Genomic DNA, 18,799 nt, shown 5'->3' with positions numbered 1-18,799 from the left:
TTCTGGAGGTCTACGGCCGCCCCCCGCAGCCCTGCCACCCAAGCCGGTCCTCGGACGGCTGGGCGATCAACCGGCCCCGGGGCCCATGCGACGGCCTCGCCGATGTCACACGCGTGCTCTGCCCCATGGACGACCGAGGGCTGGACAGCGTGCCGGTACTGACCGAGGTGGCCCCAGTCGCGACGGCCGCCACCGATTCGCCGGCCGCCCCTGCCCACCTGTTCCCGGCGGACTTGGCTTGCCCGCGCGGTCAGCCGCCGGGTCCGTGTGCGCTGCTCCAACCTCAGCCGGAAACGAAACGAACATCGCCTTACGAACCGCCACTTGAGGGCATCTGATCCAGGTAGTTGGTGTTCTGGGATGGTTTTGTGACTGGTGCTGTTGACGGTCGTTGGATGAGGCGTGAGTGTTCGGCGTCCGTACCGCAGCGACGTGTCCGGTGGTGAAGGGGCGGGTCCCGGCCAGCTCGTCATAGACCGACAACGGCCTGCGGCCGACCTCGACGCAGGCGGCCTCGGCCCGGTTCAGCAGGGCCTGCAACGGTCCGGCCTCCTCACCCGAGGGACGGTTGTGACGCGGTTGGACAGGGACCTCGCCGGTGGTTGTCCGGCGGCTTTTGCCGGTGGGCAGCCCGTCCCAGTGCGCTTCCTCCACGACACGCACTCCACGGCCGACGGCCCGCTCATGCATGGCCAGCAGAGTTTCGCCGCGGTCGTCCGGAGCGGTGGAGTGCAGCGTGACCTGGGACTTCGTGGCTCGGATCTCGACGAGTTGGCGGGGGCGGACCTTGCGGGCGGGCACCGAGTAGAGGTTGCCCGCGAAGGCGACCAGACAGTCCTTGCCGACCGGCCGCAGGTGCCGTTCGGCGACCAGATACGGGGCCGGCGGCAGCGTTTTGAGAGCCGCGTGATCCCGGGCGGCGCGATGTCCGATCACTTCGGGGTGGGTTGTGTGGACCTGAGCCCGGCGCTTGGGCACCCAGGCCGTGAACGCGGCGTCCATCTCCTCGACGCAGGAGAAGGCCCGCCCGGCCAGGACGTGGTCGCGGACGATCAGGACCTGGCGCTCGACCAGGCGGAGTGCTGATCATCGACGACACCGGCTTCATCAAGAAGGGGACCGCCTCGGCCGGGGTTGGCCGGCAGTACACCGGCACCTCGGGAAAGATCGACAACTGCCAGATCGGGGTGTTCGCCGCCTACGCCACCCGCTCGGGCCGGACCCTGGTCGACCGGGAGCTCTACCTGCCCAAAGCCTGGACCTCCGACCGCGACCGCTGCCGGGCGGCGAAGATCCCCGACGAACGCGGCTTCGCGACCAAGGGAGAGATGGCCCGCAACATCGTCCGCCGCTGCCTGGCCACCGGCTTGCCCGCCACGTGGGTCACTGCGGATGAGGCCTACGGGCAGGACTGGCACTTCCGCCGCCTGCTCGAGCAACTCGACATCGGCTATGTGGTGGCAGTGCCCAAGTCGCAGCAGATCAAGTCCCTTGCGGGCATCTGGCGCATCGACCAGCTCATCGACGAAGCACCTGGTGATGCCTGGCAGCAACTGTCCTGCGGTGACGGGGCAAAGGGTCCGCGGATCTACGACTGGGCCGGGGCCAAGCTGCCCGCCAACATCATCTTCGACCCCGACCCGCCGACCCATCACCGCTGGGTGATGGCCCGCCGCAGCCTGTCCGACCCTGAAGAGGTGGCCTACTACCTGGCCTACGCCCCGGTGAGTGTTGAGATCACTGAACTGGCCCAGGTGGCCGGCTCCCGCTGGGCGATCGAGGAGTGCTTCCAGGCCGCGAAGAACGAATGCGGCCAGGACGAGTACGAGGTCCGCCGCTATCTCGGCTGGTATCGGCACATCACCTGGCCATGCTCGCCCATGCCGTTCTGACCGCACTCGCAGCACGACCCCGGGCCGGCGGCCAGGCCGCAAAGGGGGCTGCAGAAACGGATCAGCCCTCGTCCCGCTCACCGTGGCAGAAATCCGGCGACTCCTGGACACTCTCCTGCCCTACCCACGAGCCAACCGCGCCCCCGTCACCCACGCACTGAAGTGGTCGACCTGGAGAAGACACCGCCAGGCCGTCGCCCGCCGCTGCCACTACCGAAAACGCACCTCAGAACACGAACCGCTCCTGGAGTACTACTGAGGTTTTCAGGGCGGGGTCGGTGGGGTGATGGCCAGACCTGTGGCGGTCAGGCAGCCGTCGACCAGGTGGGGTCGGAGCTGGATCCTGCGTAACTCGCGGCGAAGGGTGCGGTCGAGGTCGGCGGATGTGTCGAAGGCGGTGTTGGCCATCGCCCTGCGTACCAGCGACCAGACGGCCTCGACGGGATTGAGGTCGGGTGCGTAGGGCGGGAGGCGGACGGTGGTGAGCCAGTCGTGGTCGGCCTCGTACTGCTTCAGCCCGGTGGCCAGGTGGGTGTTGAGGTTGTCCCAGACCACCACGATCGGGCCGTCGAGCTGGAGGTGTGCGCGGACCAGGAGGTCGCGGTAGTCCTGCCAGGAGAGGCTTTTGCGTGCGCCCTTGAGGCGGAGGTGAGCGCGGGGCCGGTGGATGAGGCGGCTCTTCTCGCCGGGTTTGTAGCAGCACAGTGCGGCGATGGAAGTCCGGCGGCGGGACCTGCCGCGGACGCGGATGACGGGGGTGTGTCCGCGTCGGCCCCAGGTGTGGGCACGGGGCGGGGTCATCGAGAAGCCGGCCTCGTCCTCGAAGACGATCCAGGCACCGGACGCCGCCGCGAGTCTTTTACCTGCGGCCACACCTCCCTCTTCCACAGCTCCACCGCATGCTCGTCGCGCTCGAGTGCTCTGCGGGCGGGTGCCTGCCAGGACCAACCGTGCCGTTTCAGCAGCCGCCACACCGTCGCCACCGACAGGCTCACCCGCAGACGCCGGCGGATCACCGTCTGCACCCGTGTCAGGGTCCAGCGTTCGTCTTCGAAGCCGTGTACGGCCGGCCCCTTGCCGAGTTCTTCCTCGAGCACGGCGAACTGGGCGTCTGTGACGGTCGGGGAGTTCGCCGGACCCGCCGAGCGCAGGGCCTCCATGCCGCCCTCGCGCCAGGCACGACGCCAGCGCTCCACCGACCGCACACTCACCCGCAGATCCTTCGCGATCGCCGCCGTCTTCTCGCCCGCCGCGAACCTCTCGCCGGCCTGAAGCCGGATCCCCTCACGAAAGGCCCGCCGCTCAGCGGTCAAGCCCCCACCCTCCGGATACCTCACACCAACGGCATACCGCAGGGGCCATCAGCCGTCACTACCCGACGACAACCCGAAATCCTCAGTAAGAGGTCCTAACAAAGGCGTCGGACGTGGCGGTGGGTGATCAGGCAGACGGCGAGGCCGAGGAAGGCCTCGTGGATGTCGTCGCGTCGTTCCCAGCGGATGCGCAGGCGGCGGAAGCCGTGGAGCCAGGCGATCGTTCGCTCGACGACGTAGCGGAAGGTGCCCAGGCCAGTGCCGTGCGGCTCGCCTCTCTTCGCGATCACGGGGCGGATCCCTCGCTGCCAGAGCAGGCGGCGGTATTTGTCGTGGTCGTAGCCGCGGTCGGCCAGGAGTGCGTCGGGGCGTCGGCGGGGTCTGCCGACCTGGCCCGCGACGGCGGGAATCTTGTCGAGCAGCGGCTCGAGTTGGGTGACGTCGTTGCGGTTGCCGCCGGTCAGGGACACCGCGAGCGGGATGCCCTGGCCGTCGACGATGAGGTGGTGCTTGCTGCCCGGGCGTGCGCGGCCGGCCGGGCTCGGCCCGCTTTGGGCCCCGTCGGGCGGCCCGCACGTGCGAGGAGTCGATCACCGCCCGTTCCCAGTCCAGCTGGTTCTTCGACCGCAGCTCGTTCAGCAGCAGCTGGTGGAGCTGGTCCCAGACGCCGGCCTCGTTCCAGGCCGCCAGGCGCCGCCAGCAGGTCATGCCCGAGCCGAAGCCGAGTTCCTGGGGCAGGTACTCCCACTGGATACCGGTGTGCAGGACGAAGAGGATCCCGCACAGGGCCTGGCGGTCCGGCACCCGCGGTCTGCCCTCGGCCTTCTTCGGACCCGGCTTCGGCAACAACGGCTCGACCAGCGTCCACAGTTCATCCGACACGATCCACGGCCGCGACTGACGGTTTCCCATGCCCAGACATACGAGCAGAGAGGCCGACAGCCTCATGATCAGCAGCTTTTGTTAGAGCCAATAAGACAGGGTCCTATGTGGCGAGGCGGACGAGTCGCTTGCAGGAGCTCAGGGTGGCGGCGAGTCCAAGAAAGGCCAGGTAGGTGTGGGGGGCCGCTCTCGGCGAGCGGCCACGGATCATGCTCGTCCCTCAACGGCAATGCGCAGCCCGACGCGCGCTGAACGGGAGAGCGGCATGAGGGACCCTCCTCCATAGGCTGCTGAGTGCGTCTACGTGCCTCATCGCCGGTCACCACTTCAGTGTCACACCGGGTGGTGGCCAGCTCGCGCTGCGATCAGAACTCGGAGAATTCATGGGTGTCGGTGCCCGCGCTGCGCTCTGGGTCTCGGTGAAGGCCGACCTCGGTGCCACTGGCACAGCGCTACTACTCGGCATACAGCAACCAAGAGCAGAGCTTGAGAAGGGCCAGCACAATGACCAGGACCAAAATCCTGCGCAATTACATCGACGGTGAGTTCCGGGACGCCGCCGACGGACGGACCACCGCGGTGGTCAACCCCGTGACCGGTGCGGCGTACGCGACCGCCCCCCTGTCCGGGCAGGCGGACGTCGACGCCGCCATGGCGGCCGCCGCGGCCGCCTTCCCGGCCTGGCGGGACCTGGTCCCGGCCGAGCGGCAGAAGGCCCTGCTGAAGATCGCGGACGCGTTCGAGGAGCGGGCCGAGGAACTGATCGCGGCCGAGGTGGAGAACACGGGCAAGCCGATCGGGCTGACCCGCTCCGAGGAGATCCCGCCGATGGTCGACCAGATCCGCTTCTTCGCGGGCGCGGCGCGGATGCTCGAAGGCCGCGGCGCCGGCGAGTACATGGAGGGTCTGACCTCCTTCGTGCGCCGCGAGCCGATCGGAGTCTGCGCGCAGGTCGCGCCGTGGAACTACCCGATGATGATGGCCGTGTGGAAGTTCGCCCCGGCGCTCGCCGCGGGCAACACGGTCGTCCTCAAGCCCTCGGACACCACCCCCGCCTCCACGGCCCTGATGGCCGACATCATCGGCTCGATCGTCCCCAAGGGCGTCTTCAATGTCGTCTGCGGCGACCGCGACACCGGCCGCCTGATGGTCGAGCACGAGACCCCGGCGATGGCCTCCATCACCGGCTCCGTGCGGGCCGGCATGTCGGTCGCCGAGTCCGCCGCCAAGGACGTCAAGCGGGTCCACCTGGAACTCGGCGGCAAGGCACCCGTCGTCGTCTTCGAGGACACCGACATCCCCAAGGCCGTCGAGGACATCTCGGTCGCCGGGTACTTCAACGCCGGGCAGGACTGCACGGCCGCCACGCGCGTCCTCGTCCAGGAGTCGATCCACGACGAGTTCGTGGCCGCGCTCGCCAAGGCCGCCGCCGAGACAAAAACCGGGCACCCCGACGACGAGGACGTGCTGTACGGGCCGCTGAACAACCCCAGCCAGCTCAAGCAGGTCGCCGGATTCATCGAGCGGCTGCCCGCGCACGCCAAGGTCGAGGCGGGCGGCCACCAGGTGGGCGAGACGGGGTACTTCTACGCCCCCACCGTCGTCTCCGGCCTGAGGCAGAACGACGAGATCATCCAGCAGGAGGTCTTCGGCCCGGTCATCACGGTGCAGTCCTTCCGGGATGAGGACCAGGCCGTGGAGTGGGCCAACGGCGTCGACTACGCGCTGGCGGGCCTTGACCCCTGATGTTGGACACACGAGACACTGGATCCTGAGGATCTGAGGACGGACATCTCGTGGTCATGAAGAACTATCCGCCGGAGTTCAAGGCGGACGCGGTCGCGCTGTACGAGTCGCGGCCGGAGGCGACGATCAGGTCGGTCGCCGCCGACCTGGGGATCAACCCGGAGACGCTGCGGAACTGGGTCCGGGCGGCCGGGGTGGGCCGGCCCCGGGGACGCAGGACGCCGGAACCGGCCCAGCCCCCGACCCCGCTGGAGGCGGAGAACGCGGCTCTGCGGAAGAAGGTCCGTGAGCTGGAGGAGGAACGCGAGATCCTGCGGAAGGCGGCGAAGTATTTCGCCGGGGAGACGCGCTGGTGAACCGCTTCCAGTGTGTCGCCGACCTCCAGCGCCGCCACGGCGTGAAGCGGCTCTGCAGCATCCTCGGCGTCGCCCGCTCCAGTTTCTACTACTGGCGCCGGACGGCTGCGGACCGGGCCGCCCGGCAGGCGGCCGACGCGAAGCTGGCCGTCCGGATACGGGCGGTCCATCAGGAATCGGACGGCACCTACGGAGCGCCGAGGATCACCGCCGAGCTCCGCGAGGAGCACGGTGAGACGGTCAACCACAAACGCGTCGCAAGGATCATGCGGGCGTCCGGAATCAAAGGGATCCGGTTGCGCCGCCGTCACCGCACCACCGTCCCCGACCCGGCAGCGGCCAAGGGCGCTGGACCTGATCGGCCGCGACTTCACCGCCCAGGCTCCGAACACGAAGTACGTCGGCGACATCACCTACCTGCCCATCGAGGGCGGGAAGTTCTGCTACCTGGCGACCGTCATCGACCTCGCATCGCGACGGCTGGCCGGCTGGGCCATCGCCGACCACATGCGCACGGATCTGGTCACCGACGCCCTGGTCGCGGCCGTCCACACCCGCGGCAGCCTCGCCGGATCGATCATGCACACCGACCACGGAGCCCAGTACACCAGCAGAATTTTTGCCGAAGCCTGCAGATCAGCAGGGGTCCGACAAAGCATGAGCGCGGTCGGGTCCAGCGCGGACAACGCACTCGCCGAGTCCTTCAACGCGACCTTCAAACGCGAGACCCTGCAAGAGCGAAAGAGCTGGCCAACCGAGCGCGAGGCCCGACTCGACGCCTTCCGATGGCTCCACCGCTACAACACCCGACGCCGACACTCCTGCCTCGGACAACGATCACCGATCGCCTTCGAGAACACCCTCCAGCCCACACCAACTACGCTGACACCAGCCGCATAGCCCGTGTCCAGGATTCGGGGTCAAGGCCCGGCCTCCTCGGTGTGGACGAAGGACCACGGCCGGACCATGCGGATGTCCCGGAAGCTGGACTTCGGGTGCGTGTGGATCAACACGCACATCCCGCTGGTCGCGGAGATGCCGCACGGCGGCTTCAAGAAGTCCGGCTACGGCAAGGACCTGTCGGCGTACGGATTCGAGGACTACACGCGGATCAAGCACGTCATGACGTCGCTGGACGCGTAGCCGAGACCGGCATGTACCAGCCTCGGACGGTCACATACTGTCCGACCAACGGTTCGGGTGTACTTGCGCTGGACTCCCACCATGCGGGTGCCCTTCTTCGCGTCGCTGGTCTCGTCGACAACCAAGACCGCGGCATCGGCAGATGCTACTGACTGTGACCTGCAGCCACCGTCTCACCTACTGACCCGGGGCACAGCGCAGGGTCATGGAAAGATCGACGCTGTGAAATCCAGCGAGACAGGTGCTGCATACACGGCGGTTACCGGTGCCGGAGGTGTGATTGCCCGCCCGGCGCTTTTCCGAGGGCTGGGAGGGGCGGCCCGGGTGACGACGGTGTCGGCGTCGCCGGGGAGCGGCAAAACCATGCTGCTGCGATCGTGGCTGTCCGAGGCCGGCCTGGCCGAATGCGCGGCATGGGTGCCGGTGGGGCGCGATGAGCGGGATTCGCAGCGCTTTTGGCTCGGAGTCGTGAATGCGCTGCGCCGGACTACGGCGGGCTCGGTGCTGGTCGGAACCCTCACGGTGGCTCCGGGCCTGGACGGGTGGACGATCGTGGAGCGGCTGCTCGCGGACCTGGCCCCTTTGCAGGACCGGACATACATGGTCATCGACGACGTGCACGACCTGGACCCGGAGGCACTGCAACAGTTGCAGCTGTTCATCATGCGCGCGTCGCCTCAGCTGCGTTTCGTCCTGGCCACGCGGTACGACGTGCCCCTGGGCCTGCATCAATTGCGGCTGGAAGGCGAGCTGGCCGAGATCCGCGATCCTGATCTGCGGTTCACCCTGGCCGAATCCGAGGAGCTGTTCACAGCGGCGGGGCTAGCGCTGCCCGGGCCTGCGGTTGCAGTGCTGCACGAGCGGACCGAGGGCTGGGCAGCGGGGCTGCGGCTGGCCGCACTGTCCCTGGCGAGGCACGCAGATCCGGACCACCGGCTGGTGGCCGAGTTCTCCGGCGGTGAGCGGACGGTTGCCGAATACCTGTTGGCCGAGGTGCTGGATCGGCAGAGCGAGCAGGTGCGGGAGCTGTTGCTGCGTACCAGCATCCTGGAACAGGTCAACGGCGAGCTCGCGAACCTGCTGACCGCAGGCGAGGACGGAGAACGGGTGCTGCAGGACTTGGAGGCCGCTAACGCGTTCGTAGTCTCGCTGGACACCTCGCGGACCTGGTTCCGCTACCACCAGATGTTCGCGGACCTGCTGCGGCTACAACTGCGGCGCACCCGCCCCGGCGAGGTCGCCGCACTGCACCGGTCCGCCGCCGACTGGCTGGCAGGCCGGGGCATGGCGGTGGAGGCGATTCGGCACGCCCAGGCGGCACGGGACTGGGGGATGGCTGCCAGGCTGCTCGCCAACCAGTGGCCCAGCCTGTATCTGGACGGGAAGACTGCCGTCATCCATGGGCTTCTCGCCGGCTTCCCCACCGAATTCCGGATGGCGGACGCGGAGGTGGCGGCGGTAGCCGCGGCCGACGAGCTGGCCTGTGGGTCGCCGGCAGCGGCGGAGAGGTACCTGCGCCTGGCGGAGCGGGCACTGGCGTCGGAGGGTCGGCGGGAGCAGGCTCAGCTGCTGGTGGGGATCGTCCGACTGCTGATCGCCCGCTGGCAGGGAAGCTTGGCAGCGGTGACCGAGCAGGCGCAGCGGCTGCAGGACGCGGCGGAGGCGGCCGAGACGACGCAGCCCGGCCTGGGCGAGGAATTGCGCGCGCTGGCGCTGAACAGCCTGGGCAGCAACGAGTTCTGGATGGCCAAGTTTCCGGAGGCCGCGCGGCACTTGGAGCAGGGCGTCGTGCTCGCGCGCCGGATCGGGCGATCCTACCTGGAGTTCAACGGCCTTGTCTACCAGGCGGCTCTCGAGTTCTTCCGATCGGCCCCATTGGCACTGGAGCACAGCAGGCAGGCGGCCGAGCTGGCCGAGCGGCACGGCTGGACCGAGGCGCCGGCCTTCGGCCTGGCGAGTACGAGTGTCGGGACCATCCTGGCCTGGCAGGGACGGCCGGAGGAGGCCGAACCCTGGATGGAGCAGGCCGAGCGCACTCTGCGGGCGGAGACCGAGCCCGCAGACACGCTGGCCATCCGCTCCCTGCGCGGAGTCCTGGCGCTGGCACGCGGCCGGGATGCAGACGCGCTGGCCGCCTTCCAAGCCGCCGACCAGATAGCCGAGCGCCTGACCGAACCGAACCTGATGGTCCACGGGAACCGGTCCTTCCTCGTGCAGACCCTTGTCCGTCTCGGTGAGATTGATCGCGCCGAGCAAATCCTGGCCGGTCTCTCCGGGCAGGACCGCGACGGCGGGCAGATGCGTCTGGGCCTGGCAACCCTGCGGCTCGCCCAAAACGCCCCTCGGGCGGCGGTCGCCGCGCTCGCGCCGGTGCTCGGCGGCTCCGCGCAGCTTCCCTGGCCGGGCTGGCTGGCCCAGGCGTTCCTGCTGGAGGCGATCGCCCGTACCGCGCTCGGCGATCCCCGCGCCGCCGCGGCAGCCCTGGAACGCGCGCTGGACCTGGCCGAACCCGACGGAGTGCTGCTGTGGTTCCTGCTGCACCCGGTACCGGATCTGCTGGAGAGCCTTCCCGCGCACCGCACCACGCACGCCGCCCTGATCGCCGAGATCCTCGGCCTGCTCGCCGGTCACCAGCCCGCGATGCAGCCGACGACGGCCGCGCCGTGGCCGCTCGCCGAGCCGCTGAGCCGAAGCGAGCTGCGGGTACTGCGCTACCTGCCGACGAACCTGACCACGCCGGAAATAGCCGCCCAGCTGGGTGTCTCGCCCAACACCGTCAAAGTGCACGTGCGCCACTTGTACGCCAAACTCGGCGCGCACCGCCGCGCCGAGGCCGTCGCCCGAGCTCGTGCCCTTCGCCTGCTTGCGCCCGGCGCTACCTGAGAAGACGTATCCGACGGCGAGCGTCGACGCGTTATCACCCGGATCGGGTGACGCTCGATAACCCAACCGGACCCTAATTTGCGGTGAAACGAGTGCACCATCCCCATCGACACCGGAGCGCCTCGGATAGCGCACGCCGTTGACTGCCCAGGGCGCCGATCGTAAGAGATAGAGAGTCTGACTTGACTGCCAGCAAGCCCACGCACACCTTCGTCCTTGTTCCCGGCGCATGGCTGGGAGGCTGGAGCTGGCACCCGGTGGCTCGCCAACTCACCGAGCGCGGCTACCCGACTCTGGCGCTGAGCATGCCCGGGCTTGCCTACGACGGCTCGCCGGCCGGACTCCGACTGGCCGACGCGGTCGAGCACGTAGTGAGCGAAGTCGAGAGCCGCGACCTCACCGATGTTGTCCTGGTCGGCCACAGCTGGGGCGGATACCCGGTCACCGGCGCAGCCCACCAGCTCGCGGGCCGCGTGGCGAAGGTGATCTACTTCGCCGCCGTGGTTCCCGAGCAGGGCACGCCGATGATCAAGGAGAACGAGCAGTACGCCGCGATGCTCCGGCAGGCGATCGCAGCGACTCCTGACAGCACCGTCCCCGTCGGCCTCGACGCGGTCCAAGGCGTGCTCATGCCCGGCGACCCCGCCCCCCTCCAGAACCTCGTCAGCCAGCTGCTGCTGCCGCAGCCGGGTGGTTACATGACGGACAGCCTCGACGTGCCCCCGGTCACGAAGATCGGACTGGACGCGGCGTATGTGCAGTGCGCGGACGACAACGCCCTGGCCCGGCCCGGCGCCGAGTTCGCGGCTCGGCTCGGCGTCGAGCCCGTGGCCATCCCGGGCAACCACATGACACTGTTGACTGACCCGGCCCTCGTGGCCGACGCCCTCATCAGCGCTCTGGAATCACTAGTGAGCAGCACCGGCTGACCGAACATGAGGAACGCACGGGCCGCGAACGGACCCGCGCGCCCATCGGCCTTGTTCCCGCGCGACCGCGAACGGCCAGGACGGGTCTGTAAATCGTTCGGGTCTGTTCCGTAGTCGGTGGTGACGGAGGGTGTCGTCAGCCCGCGAGGATGCGGTGGGGGAGGTGAGGGAAGCTCGCGGGGCCGTATATCTGGCGCTTGATCAGCTTGGTTTTGTTGTTGACGCCTTCGGTGCGGCAGGGTGAGGGCGGCGTCGACTGCGGCTCGGTCCTTCTCGAGGCCACGGATGAAGGCATGCAGGTGGGGCAGGTCCTCGGCCCGGGCCGAGGTGATCCAGGTACTCAGCAGGGTGGCATTGCCGTCGGTGGGATTCAGCAGCACGGCGACGTGGTGGATGAGGTCGGTCAGGACAGTCATCTCGTGGCAGACGGTGCGGGCGGCCTCGATCGGGAGTGTAAATCTAACGGTCCTGTCTCACCTTCGGTGGTGACGCAGAGTGGTTCTATCCGAGGAGGATGCGGTGGCGGAGGAGATTGAAGCCTGCTCGCCCGTGCATCTGGCGTGCGATGCGCTTGGTCTTCGTGTTCACGCCCTCGGTGGGTCCGTTGCTGTAGCGGAGCGTGAACGCGGCGATCACAGCGTCGAGGTCTCGCTCCAGCCCCTGGGTGAAGGTGTGCAGGTGTGGCAGATCGGCTGCGCGGATCTGGGTGATCCAGAGTTCGAGCGCGTCGACATTTGCTGGCTGAGGCTTCGGGAGCTGGGCGAAAGCTGGGATGGACACTGCCAGTTGAGTCATTTCGGGGCAGGCCGCGGTGAGGCGGTCCAGCAGCTGTCGTTGCTCAGCTTTGAGGTTGTCGGGTCTGGTGAGCAGCATCCGGGCGAGTCGCCGTGCGGAGATATGGCTGCGGTCGGCATCGGCGCGGCCTTGGTTGATGTACTTGTGCAGGAGGTTGAGGCAGCCGGTGAGACCGAGGGATTTGATCTCTTCGAAGAGGTGCGGGACGGGAACGGCGGGGTCCCCGGCGCGGCGTTTGCGAAGGTGTTCGCGGTGGGGGTCGACGAGGCTGGCACGGTATTTGGGGACGCGGAGCATGCGCTCGGGCTGGTCGGCGCGGGCGTAGCGTGTGACGGTGTTCAGGGCCAGTTGCAGGCGGCGGGCGCATTCGAGCAGGCCCACACCCTGGTCGAGCAGAGCGTGAACCTGGTGCCACCGTTCCAGGGTGGTCTGTGCGCGGGGCCCGTCATGGAGGGGGTGCGTCCAGTACGGTGGCCCAGCAGGTGCTGTGGGCTCTTACTTCGCTCAGGGCCGCTTCACACAGGTTCTTCCATAAATGCCAGCGGTCGCCAACCTGTACCGCATCAGGCAGCGCACGGCGGATGGCCTCGGCATACGTCGCCGAGCCATTCCGGCACACGATCTCGACGCCCGGATGCTCGCGCAGCCACACCTCCAGGTTGTCGGCCGTGCGGTCGGCAAGAACGTCGATCCGCTCGTGGGTTTCGGCGTCGATCACCACGGTGGCATAGCGGTGGCGCCGGCGCAGGGCGAAGTCGTCGACCCCGATCACGCGCGGCACCTGCCTGGTGGGCAGAGCGATGCGCAACAAGGCCCGGTTCTCGTATAGCTGCCGCCAGGTGGCGAGTAACACTGAGTAACTACACGGGGCGGTGGTCGCGCTGCTGAAGAGCGGCGAAGTCGTCGCGGGCCGCCTCGATGGCTTCGGGGTATGCCTCACGCTTCTCGTGTTCGGCGAGGGCCCGGTAGATGCTGGCGACGCTGGGAGCCAGGCCCTTGCGCTTGCCTGTGGGGATGATCAGGTCGGGCTGGATCTGTTCGACGGACTCGCCGAGCGCCTTGCGGCGGAGCACGGTGTGGAGCATGTCGTCGGTGATGACCGGGGGCCGGCCGCCGTACTTGCCCTTGCGGGCCGCGGTGTCGAGCCCCTCCAGCGTCGATTCGCGGATGTTCTCCCGCTCGGTCTCGGCCATGGCCGCGAAGAACCCGAAGAGAAGCTTGCCCGGCCCGGTGGGGTCGTAGATGCCGGGCAGCGGTCCGGCGAGCATCTCCAGCACCAGGCCGTGCTCGGTGAGGTGGTCGGCCAGCGCGGTGAGCTCCGCGGCGTCGCGTCCGAGACGCTTCATCTCGTACACCGTGAACAGGACCCGGCAGTGCGGGGCGTGCGCCTTGATCTCCCAGGCGGTCTTCAGCGCCTGTTCGAACTGGGGGCGGACCTTGATCCGGGTGCTGATCTTCTCGCTGAAGATCTTCTCCCGAGGGATGCCGTGCTTGGCGAGCGCGTCCAGCTGCGAGTCGAGTTCCTGCCCGAGCGTCGAGCAACGGGCGTAGCCGACGCGGATGTCCGCGCTCGGCAGGTTGGGGTCGATGGCCGCGGGGACCGGTTTGCCGGGCCGCCACGGCTGGCCGGGCCCGCGGTCGGCCGGCGTCTGCACCCGCAGTTCCTTGTTGAGCTTGGGCACCTTGGTGAAGCGGCCGGTGTGGTACGCGGATGCGACCGCGCCGGAGCGCGAGCGGCACGGAGACCCGGGGGCTGCCTTGCACTTCGGGCACGGATGGCGTTCGACGAGATCGGCTTCCGACGCGGTGGTGGAGGAAGGCTCTTGAGGGCCCGTCATGACCCCAGATTTTCGCACAGCTCAAGTCGCAGAACTGCCCTCCGAGCACTCTTGAGCGAGAACGGCTTCTGCGAACCGATCCGGTTCTCGGTGATCTCCGCGCGGCTCTATTTGATCTTGCTCGGGCAAAGGACCATTTGTGACAGTGGCTGCGCGTGCAGCTCTGGCCCTTGCCTATCTCTGCGGAAGATCACCTGCGAGATGCGGCGCTGGTGCTTCTGCCATCGCAGGCGCTCAGGGGAAGCGCAAGGTGAGGGCGAGCCCTCCATCGGCGCCGGGTTGCGCCGTCAGCGTGCCGTTGTGGGCGTCGACGATGGACGCGGCGATGGACAGTCCCAGGCCGTGGCCGGTAGTGGCGGTGCGGTCCGCGTCGAGGCGTCGGAAGGGCTCGAAGAGGTCCGGGATCCGTTCGGCGGGCACGTGGGGGCCGGTGTTGGTCACCGTCACGGTGAGGGCTTCGAGTCGTACGCGGACGTGGCCGCCGGGGTGGTTGTACTGGACGGCGTTGTGGATCAGGTTCGTCAGCAGGTGGCGCAGCAGGACAGGATCGCCGCGAACGACCAGTGGGGTGTCGGCGCTGAGGTCGATGTGCACGCCGTGGGCCGATGCCTGCGGGGTGAGCTCGGCGGTCACGAGCCGGGCGGTGACCGTGAGGTCCACGCTCTCGGTCTCTTCCAGGCCGCGGTCGCTGCGGGCGAGCAGCAGGAGCGCGTCGATGAGCTGTTCGGCTTCGCGGTTGGTGGTGAGCAGGTCCTCGCGGACGTCGGCGAGGCTCTCGGGGAGGGGGTCGGCGAGGCCGACCTGGAGGGTGGTGCGCTGGGCGGCGAGCGGTGTCTTGAGTTCGTGGGATGCGTTGGCGACGAAGCGGCGTTGGCTCTCGAAGGACTTCTCGAGCCGGTCGAGCATGGTGTCGAAGGTGTCGGCGAGGCGGTGGAGTTCGTCGTCGGGGCCGACGAGCGCCAGGCGCTGATGCAGGTTCTGGTCGCTGATGCGGCGGGCGGCTTCGGTCATGAAGGCGACGGGACGCAGTGCCCGACCCGCGAGCCACCAGCCGAGCAGCCCGGTGAGGAGCGCGGTGATCAGCAGTCCGACGGCGGACCAGAGCACCATCTGGCGCAGCGCGGTGTCCTGGACGGCCTGCACGGTCTGGTCGATCTTCTGGATCATGGCGACGTCGCTCGGGGCCGGAGGCTTGAGATCCGGCTGACTGGGGCGTGCAGGCTCGAAGGGTGTCGCAGCGCTGCTCGGCACGTCCCCGTACGTGATTGACATTCCCTGGACCTGCTGGGCCGTTCCGTAGCGTGCGAGCAGCACCACGAAGGCGAGCAGGGCGATGCCGGCCAGCAAAAAGAGTCCGGAGATGGCCGCTGCCAGGCGGGCGCGGAATGGCAGCCGGCTCAGCAGTGCCCGGAGCTTCATTCGCACAGCCGGTATCCCTCTCCATTGTCGGCGGCAATCAGGCCGGGGTCGCCGAGTTTGCCGCGCAACCTGCTGACGGTGGCGCGGACCGCGCTGGTGCGTGGGTCGAGGTGCTCGTCCCAGACGGTGCGGACGAGCTCGTCGTGCGGCACCGGCGCGCCGCCGGCCGCAAGCAGCAGGTGCAGGACCGCGAACTCCTTCGGTGTGAGTTCCAGCGGGCGGCCGTCCACGGATACTTCGTGCCGTGTCTCGTCCAGGGTGATGCTCCCGAAGCGCAGCACGGTGGGCGGCGGCTTTGGTGCGCGACGGCTCAGGGCCCGTACGCGGGCGACGAGCTCGGTGAAGTCGAAGGGCTTGGGCAGGTAGTCGTCGGCGCCGAGCGCGGTGAGGCCGTGGATCTTGTCCGTGAGCTCGCCGGCGGCGGTCAGCATCAGGATCCGCGGAGGGTCCTGGAGTTCCCGCAGCCGCATGCACACCTCGTCGCCGGTCATGACCGGCAGGTCGCGGTCGAGGATCAGCACGTCGTAGGCGGTGAGCAGACACATTCGCTCGGCCTGATCACCGGTGGCGGCGATGTCGACGGCCATCGCCTGTCGGCGCAGGCCGGTGGCGATGGTGCGGGCGAGGACATGGTGGTCCTCGGCTACCAGAACTCTCATACCCCCAAGAAACCAAGATCACGATTGCAGCCGGATAAGGGCGCGGGGCGGCGTGCTCCGAGCCGGCCGGCGCTGTACCGAGGCAGCCGGTGAAGACGGCCGGGTCGAAGTCGGCGCCCTCGACAGCCAAGATCAGGGCCAGGCGGGCCCTTATGCCGCTGTAACACGCTTATCCTGCTGCAAACGGCAGGCTGCTTGGGTCTTCGGCATGAACTTCGTCAAGCGCGCCGGGATGAGCCTTGGTGCCAGAAAGTCAAAGACCGCCGCCCTGCTGGCGATCTTCGTCGTCATCTGCACCCTGCTCCTCGGCGGTTTCCTGCTGCAGGCCGCCGCCGCCCGCCAGGAAGCCGACGCGCAGCGCACCATCGGCGTCGACGTGACCGTCAAGAAGAAGAACCTCACCCCGGCCCTGGCTGACCGGCTCGGCACCTTCGACCTGGTGCACCGCTACAACCCGGAGCTTCCGATGCGGGCCGGGGCGCGTGGCTTCACGCCGCTGACGTCGGACGCACCAAGGCCGGGCGGCAACAGTGCCGGGAGCGAGGATCCGGGTCCTCTGGCCGTTAACGGCGTCCGTGACTCGGGCATGCTGCTGCCCTTCTCCTACGGCTCGACGAGAATCACGGCGGGCCGCGGCATCACCCCCAAGGACGCAGGCCGCAGCGTCGCAGTGATCGAGCAGCGCCTGGCCGACAAGAACCACCTCAAGGTCGGCGACACCGTCCGGGTGCGCTCCGCGGACGGCAAGCGCACGGTGGCCCTGGAGGTCGTCGGTGTCTTCCAGGACCCGACGCAGGATCCGACGGCGTGGAAGCCGCCGCATGAACTGCCCGGCAACGCACTGTACGTACCGGTGGGCATCGCGCAGGAGCTCGGTACCGGTACCGCGACGGTCAGCGAGACGGTGTTCAAGATCGGATCACCGGGGCAGGCCGAGCAGCTGCACGCCGAGGCCGAGCGGCTCCTCGGCAAGGGCAGTTTCGACTTCCGCGTCAATGACAAGGCGTATCGGGACCAGGTCCGACCCATCCAGCAGGTCGGCACGTTCGCGGGACTGATCATCTGGGTGATCGCCCTGGCCGGTGCGCTGATCCTCGGTCTCATCGTGGTGCTGCAGATCCGCGAGCGGCGCCCCGAGCTCGGGGTGCTGCTTTCGATGGGCGAGAAGAAGTGGAAGCTCATCGGTCAGCACGCCGTGGAGGTGGCGGCCGTGGCCCTGCCCGCCGTCGCGCTCGCTGCCCTGGCGGGCTCGCTCGCCGGACAGGCCGCGGGTGACGCGCTCCTGGGCGGCCACAACGGCAAGCCGGTCGCGGCGGCCGGGGCACAAGATGCCGAGATCGCTCCGCCCACGGTGCGGGTCGAGCCGACCACTGTCGGCAAGGTCGCCGGCATCGGGCTCGGGATCTCCCTGGTCTCCACCGTCATCCCGGGAATCGGGATCCTGCGCCTGCACCCCCGCTCCATTCCTCGCTGACACCGACTAGTCGGCCCACCACCGCGCAACTGGTCACCAACTCCCGAACAGCCATCCCATGGCCCGGACCGAGAGAGCCAATCCCCATGAATTTCGTCAAACGCGCAGGGCTCAGCCTGTGGGCCCGCAAGGGCCGCACCCTGATCACCCTCGCCACCTTCCTCGTCATCTCCGTGATGGTGCTGGCCGGGGTCCTGATCAACGACGCGACGGCCCAGGCCGAGCAGAACGCCAAGCTCTCCGTGGGCGCCGAGGTCAACCTCGACATGGACACCAGCCAACGGGGCAGTGGCGGCGGCCTGCAGGCCCCGCGCATCGACGCGGCGACCGTCGACAAGCTCGGGGCTCTGCCCCAGGTGCAGAAGTACACCTACTCGATGTGGGACCGCGCCATCGTCAAGGGCAAGTACAAGCTGGTCGAGGGAGGCCCGGCCGACCCCATGGGCCCCGGCGGAACCGTGGGCATGGGCGTGCTCGACTCCACGCTGCTGCCCGACTTCCGCAGCGGCAAGTTCACCCTCCTGTCCGGTAAGCACCTCACAGCCGCCGACAAGGACAAAAAGCAACTCCTGATCGAGGAGCGCCTGGCCAAGAAGAACGGCCTCACGGCCGGCGACAAGATCACCCTGACCGGCAACGACGAAAAGACCACGGCCGACTTCACCGTGACCGGCATCTACCGCGACCCGCGCCCCACCACCGAACCCGACGCCGAATACGGCATCAACCCGGCCAACATGCTGTACGGAACGGTGGGCGGCATGTCCGCCCTCAACTCCGAAGGCAACGGATCACCGCAGGTAGGCCACGCAACCTTCCTCCTCCAGGACGCCGACGTGCAGAGCGCGTTCAAGAAGGAGGCGAAGCACATCGCCGGCTCGGCGCTCAAGGGCTTCAAACTGGACGCCAACGACAAGGCCATCCAGCAGATGACAGGCCCGCTCAAGAGCATCCGCTCCACCGCCACCGTCGCCATGTGGCTCATGGGCATCGCCGGCGCAGCCGTCCTAGCCCTCCTGGTCAACCTCGCCGTCAAGCAGCGCTGCAAGGAGTACGGCGTCCTGCTGGCCATGGGCGAGAAGAAGAGCAAGCTCATCGCCCAACAGGCCCTGGAGATCGTCGTCGTCGCCGCCGTAGCCATCGGCCTGAGTTCCCTGTTCGCTCCGAACCTGACCCAGAGCGCCGGCCAGGCGCTGCTCGGCAAGGAAGCCACCGCCGCCGAGCACAAGATCGACTCTTGGCAGGCCCCGCCTCCCGGCAGCACCGGCCTCGGCGAGGGCATCGACCCGAACGACAAGCCCGTCGAGAACGCCGACCCCATCGGCAAGATCACCGTGGCACTCGACCCGGCGGACCTCGCCACCGTCGGCGGTGTCGGCCTCGGCATCGGCCTCCTTGCCACCGCCATCCCCGCCGGCGCCGTGCTGCGCCTGAGCCCCCGCACCATCCTCACGAAGGGCAAGTGACCCG

The 18,799-nt window shown here is 68.5% G+C and carries 11 protein-coding genes and 6 pseudogenes; 8 read left to right on the top strand and 9 right to left on the bottom strand.

Going from position 1 to position 18,799, the window contains the following annotated elements:
* Positions 1 to 105 precede the first annotated feature (105 nt).
* Positions 106 to 1,002: a Mu transposase domain-containing protein gene (locus OIE75_RS41590; RefSeq protein WP_443078416.1), complete on the bottom strand. Its 897-nt coding sequence runs from the start codon at positions 1,000 to 1,002 to the stop codon at positions 106 to 108.
* Between the two features lie 68 nt (positions 1,003 to 1,070).
* Between OIE75_RS41590 and OIE75_RS33285 the strand changes: the two are divergent.
* Positions 1,071 to 2,053 (top strand): annotated as a pseudogene (locus OIE75_RS33285) (IS701 family transposase); the annotation flags it as partial.
* Between the two features lie 103 nt (positions 2,054 to 2,156).
* Here the strand turns inward: OIE75_RS33285 and OIE75_RS41585 are convergent.
* The 3 genes and pseudogenes from OIE75_RS41585 to OIE75_RS41580 all read right to left on the bottom strand — a co-directional run.
* Positions 2,157 to 3,229 (bottom strand): IS630 family transposase gene (locus tag OIE75_RS41585; RefSeq protein WP_443078410.1). Its coding sequence is split into 2 segments (ribosomal slippage): positions 2,157 to 2,719 and positions 2,719 to 3,229, totalling 1,074 coding nucleotides; the frame shifts between segments, so codons are not numbered across the junction.
* A 71-nt stretch (positions 3,230 to 3,300) separates the two neighbouring features.
* A protein-coding gene (locus OIE75_RS33270) for an IS5 family transposase (RefSeq protein ID WP_329474106.1) occupies positions 3,301 to 4,117 on the bottom strand; the annotation gives its coding sequence in 2 pieces (ribosomal slippage) (positions 3,301 to 3,777 and positions 3,779 to 4,117; 816 coding nt in all).
* 73 nt (positions 4,118 to 4,190) lie between these two features.
* A pseudogene (locus OIE75_RS41580) lies at positions 4,191 to 4,292 on the bottom strand (IS5/IS1182 family transposase); the annotation flags it as partial.
* Positions 4,293 to 4,591: 299 nt separating this feature from the next.
* On the opposite strand from OIE75_RS41580, the pseudogene OIE75_RS33265 reads away from it, so the two are divergent.
* The 3 pseudogenes from OIE75_RS33265 to OIE75_RS33255 all read left to right on the top strand — a co-directional run.
* Positions 4,592 to 5,818, top strand: a pseudogene (locus OIE75_RS33265) (aldehyde dehydrogenase family protein); the annotation flags it as partial.
* Between the two features lie 65 nt (positions 5,819 to 5,883).
* Positions 5,884 to 7,089: pseudogene (locus OIE75_RS33260) on the top strand (IS3 family transposase).
* Positions 7,090 to 7,119: 30 nt separating this feature from the next.
* Positions 7,120 to 7,332 (top strand): annotated as a pseudogene (locus OIE75_RS33255) (aldehyde dehydrogenase family protein); the annotation flags it as partial.
* On the opposite strand, the gene OIE75_RS41575 reads toward OIE75_RS33255, so the two are convergent.
* Positions 7,290 to 7,457 carry a hypothetical protein gene (locus tag OIE75_RS41575; protein ID WP_443078415.1) on the bottom strand — a complete coding sequence of 56 codons (168 nt, stop codon included), beginning with the start codon at positions 7,455 to 7,457 and terminating at the stop codon, positions 7,290 to 7,292. The pseudogene OIE75_RS33255 and the gene OIE75_RS41575 overlap by 43 nt on opposite strands.
* A gap of 199 nt (positions 7,458 to 7,656) precedes the next feature.
* Here OIE75_RS41575 and OIE75_RS33245 point away from each other — a divergent pair, with 199 nt between their 5' ends.
* A complete protein-coding gene (locus OIE75_RS33245; RefSeq protein WP_329473168.1) occupies positions 7,657 to 10,215 on the top strand; it encodes a LuxR C-terminal-related transcriptional regulator in 2,559 nt (852 codons plus the stop codon).
* A 182-nt stretch (positions 10,216 to 10,397) separates the two neighbouring features.
* Positions 10,398 to 11,144 carry an alpha/beta fold hydrolase gene (locus OIE75_RS33240; protein ID WP_329473167.1) on the top strand — a complete coding sequence of 249 codons (747 nt, stop codon included), beginning with the start codon at positions 10,398 to 10,400 and terminating at the stop codon, positions 11,142 to 11,144.
* 501 nt (positions 11,145 to 11,645) lie between these two features.
* On the opposite strand, the pseudogene OIE75_RS33230 reads toward OIE75_RS33240, so the two are convergent.
* From OIE75_RS33230 to OIE75_RS33215, 4 genes and pseudogenes are all read right to left on the bottom strand, one after another.
* Positions 11,646 to 12,756, bottom strand: a pseudogene (locus OIE75_RS33230) (ISL3 family transposase); the annotation flags it as partial.
* Positions 12,757 to 12,799: 43 nt separating this feature from the next.
* On the bottom strand, positions 12,800 to 13,777 hold the full coding sequence (locus tag OIE75_RS33225) for a recombinase family protein (RefSeq protein ID WP_329473166.1): 978 nt from the start codon (positions 13,775 to 13,777) through the stop codon (positions 12,800 to 12,802).
* Positions 13,778 to 14,011: 234 nt separating this feature from the next.
* A complete protein-coding gene (locus OIE75_RS33220) occupies positions 14,012 to 15,196 on the bottom strand; it encodes a sensor histidine kinase (protein ID WP_329474105.1) in 1,185 nt (394 codons plus the stop codon).
* Positions 15,193 to 15,855, bottom strand: a complete 663-nt coding sequence (locus OIE75_RS33215; RefSeq protein ID WP_329473165.1) for a response regulator transcription factor — start codon at positions 15,853 to 15,855, stop codon at positions 15,193 to 15,195. Before OIE75_RS33215 ends, OIE75_RS33220 begins: the two co-directional genes overlap by 4 nt.
* Before the next feature lie 208 nt (positions 15,856 to 16,063).
* On the opposite strand from OIE75_RS33215, the gene OIE75_RS33210 reads away from it, so the two are divergent.
* Positions 16,064 to 17,329: an ABC transporter permease gene (locus tag OIE75_RS33210; RefSeq protein ID WP_329473164.1), complete on the top strand. Its 1,266-nt coding sequence runs from the start codon at positions 16,064 to 16,066 to the stop codon at positions 17,327 to 17,329.
* Between the two features lie 86 nt (positions 17,330 to 17,415).
* Complete coding sequence (locus OIE75_RS33205; RefSeq protein WP_329473163.1) at positions 17,416 to 18,795, top strand: ABC transporter permease; 1,380 nt, start codon at positions 17,416 to 17,418, stop codon at positions 18,793 to 18,795.
* Positions 18,796 to 18,799 lie beyond the last annotated feature (4 nt).

The sequence above is a fragment of the Streptomyces sp. NBC_01723 genome (assembly GCF_036246005.1).
GTDB lineage: Bacteria > Actinomycetota > Actinomycetes > Streptomycetales > Streptomycetaceae > Streptomyces.
The sequence above is the reverse complement of the archived record's forward strand: the minus strand, read 5'-3'. Positions and strand labels throughout refer to the sequence as shown.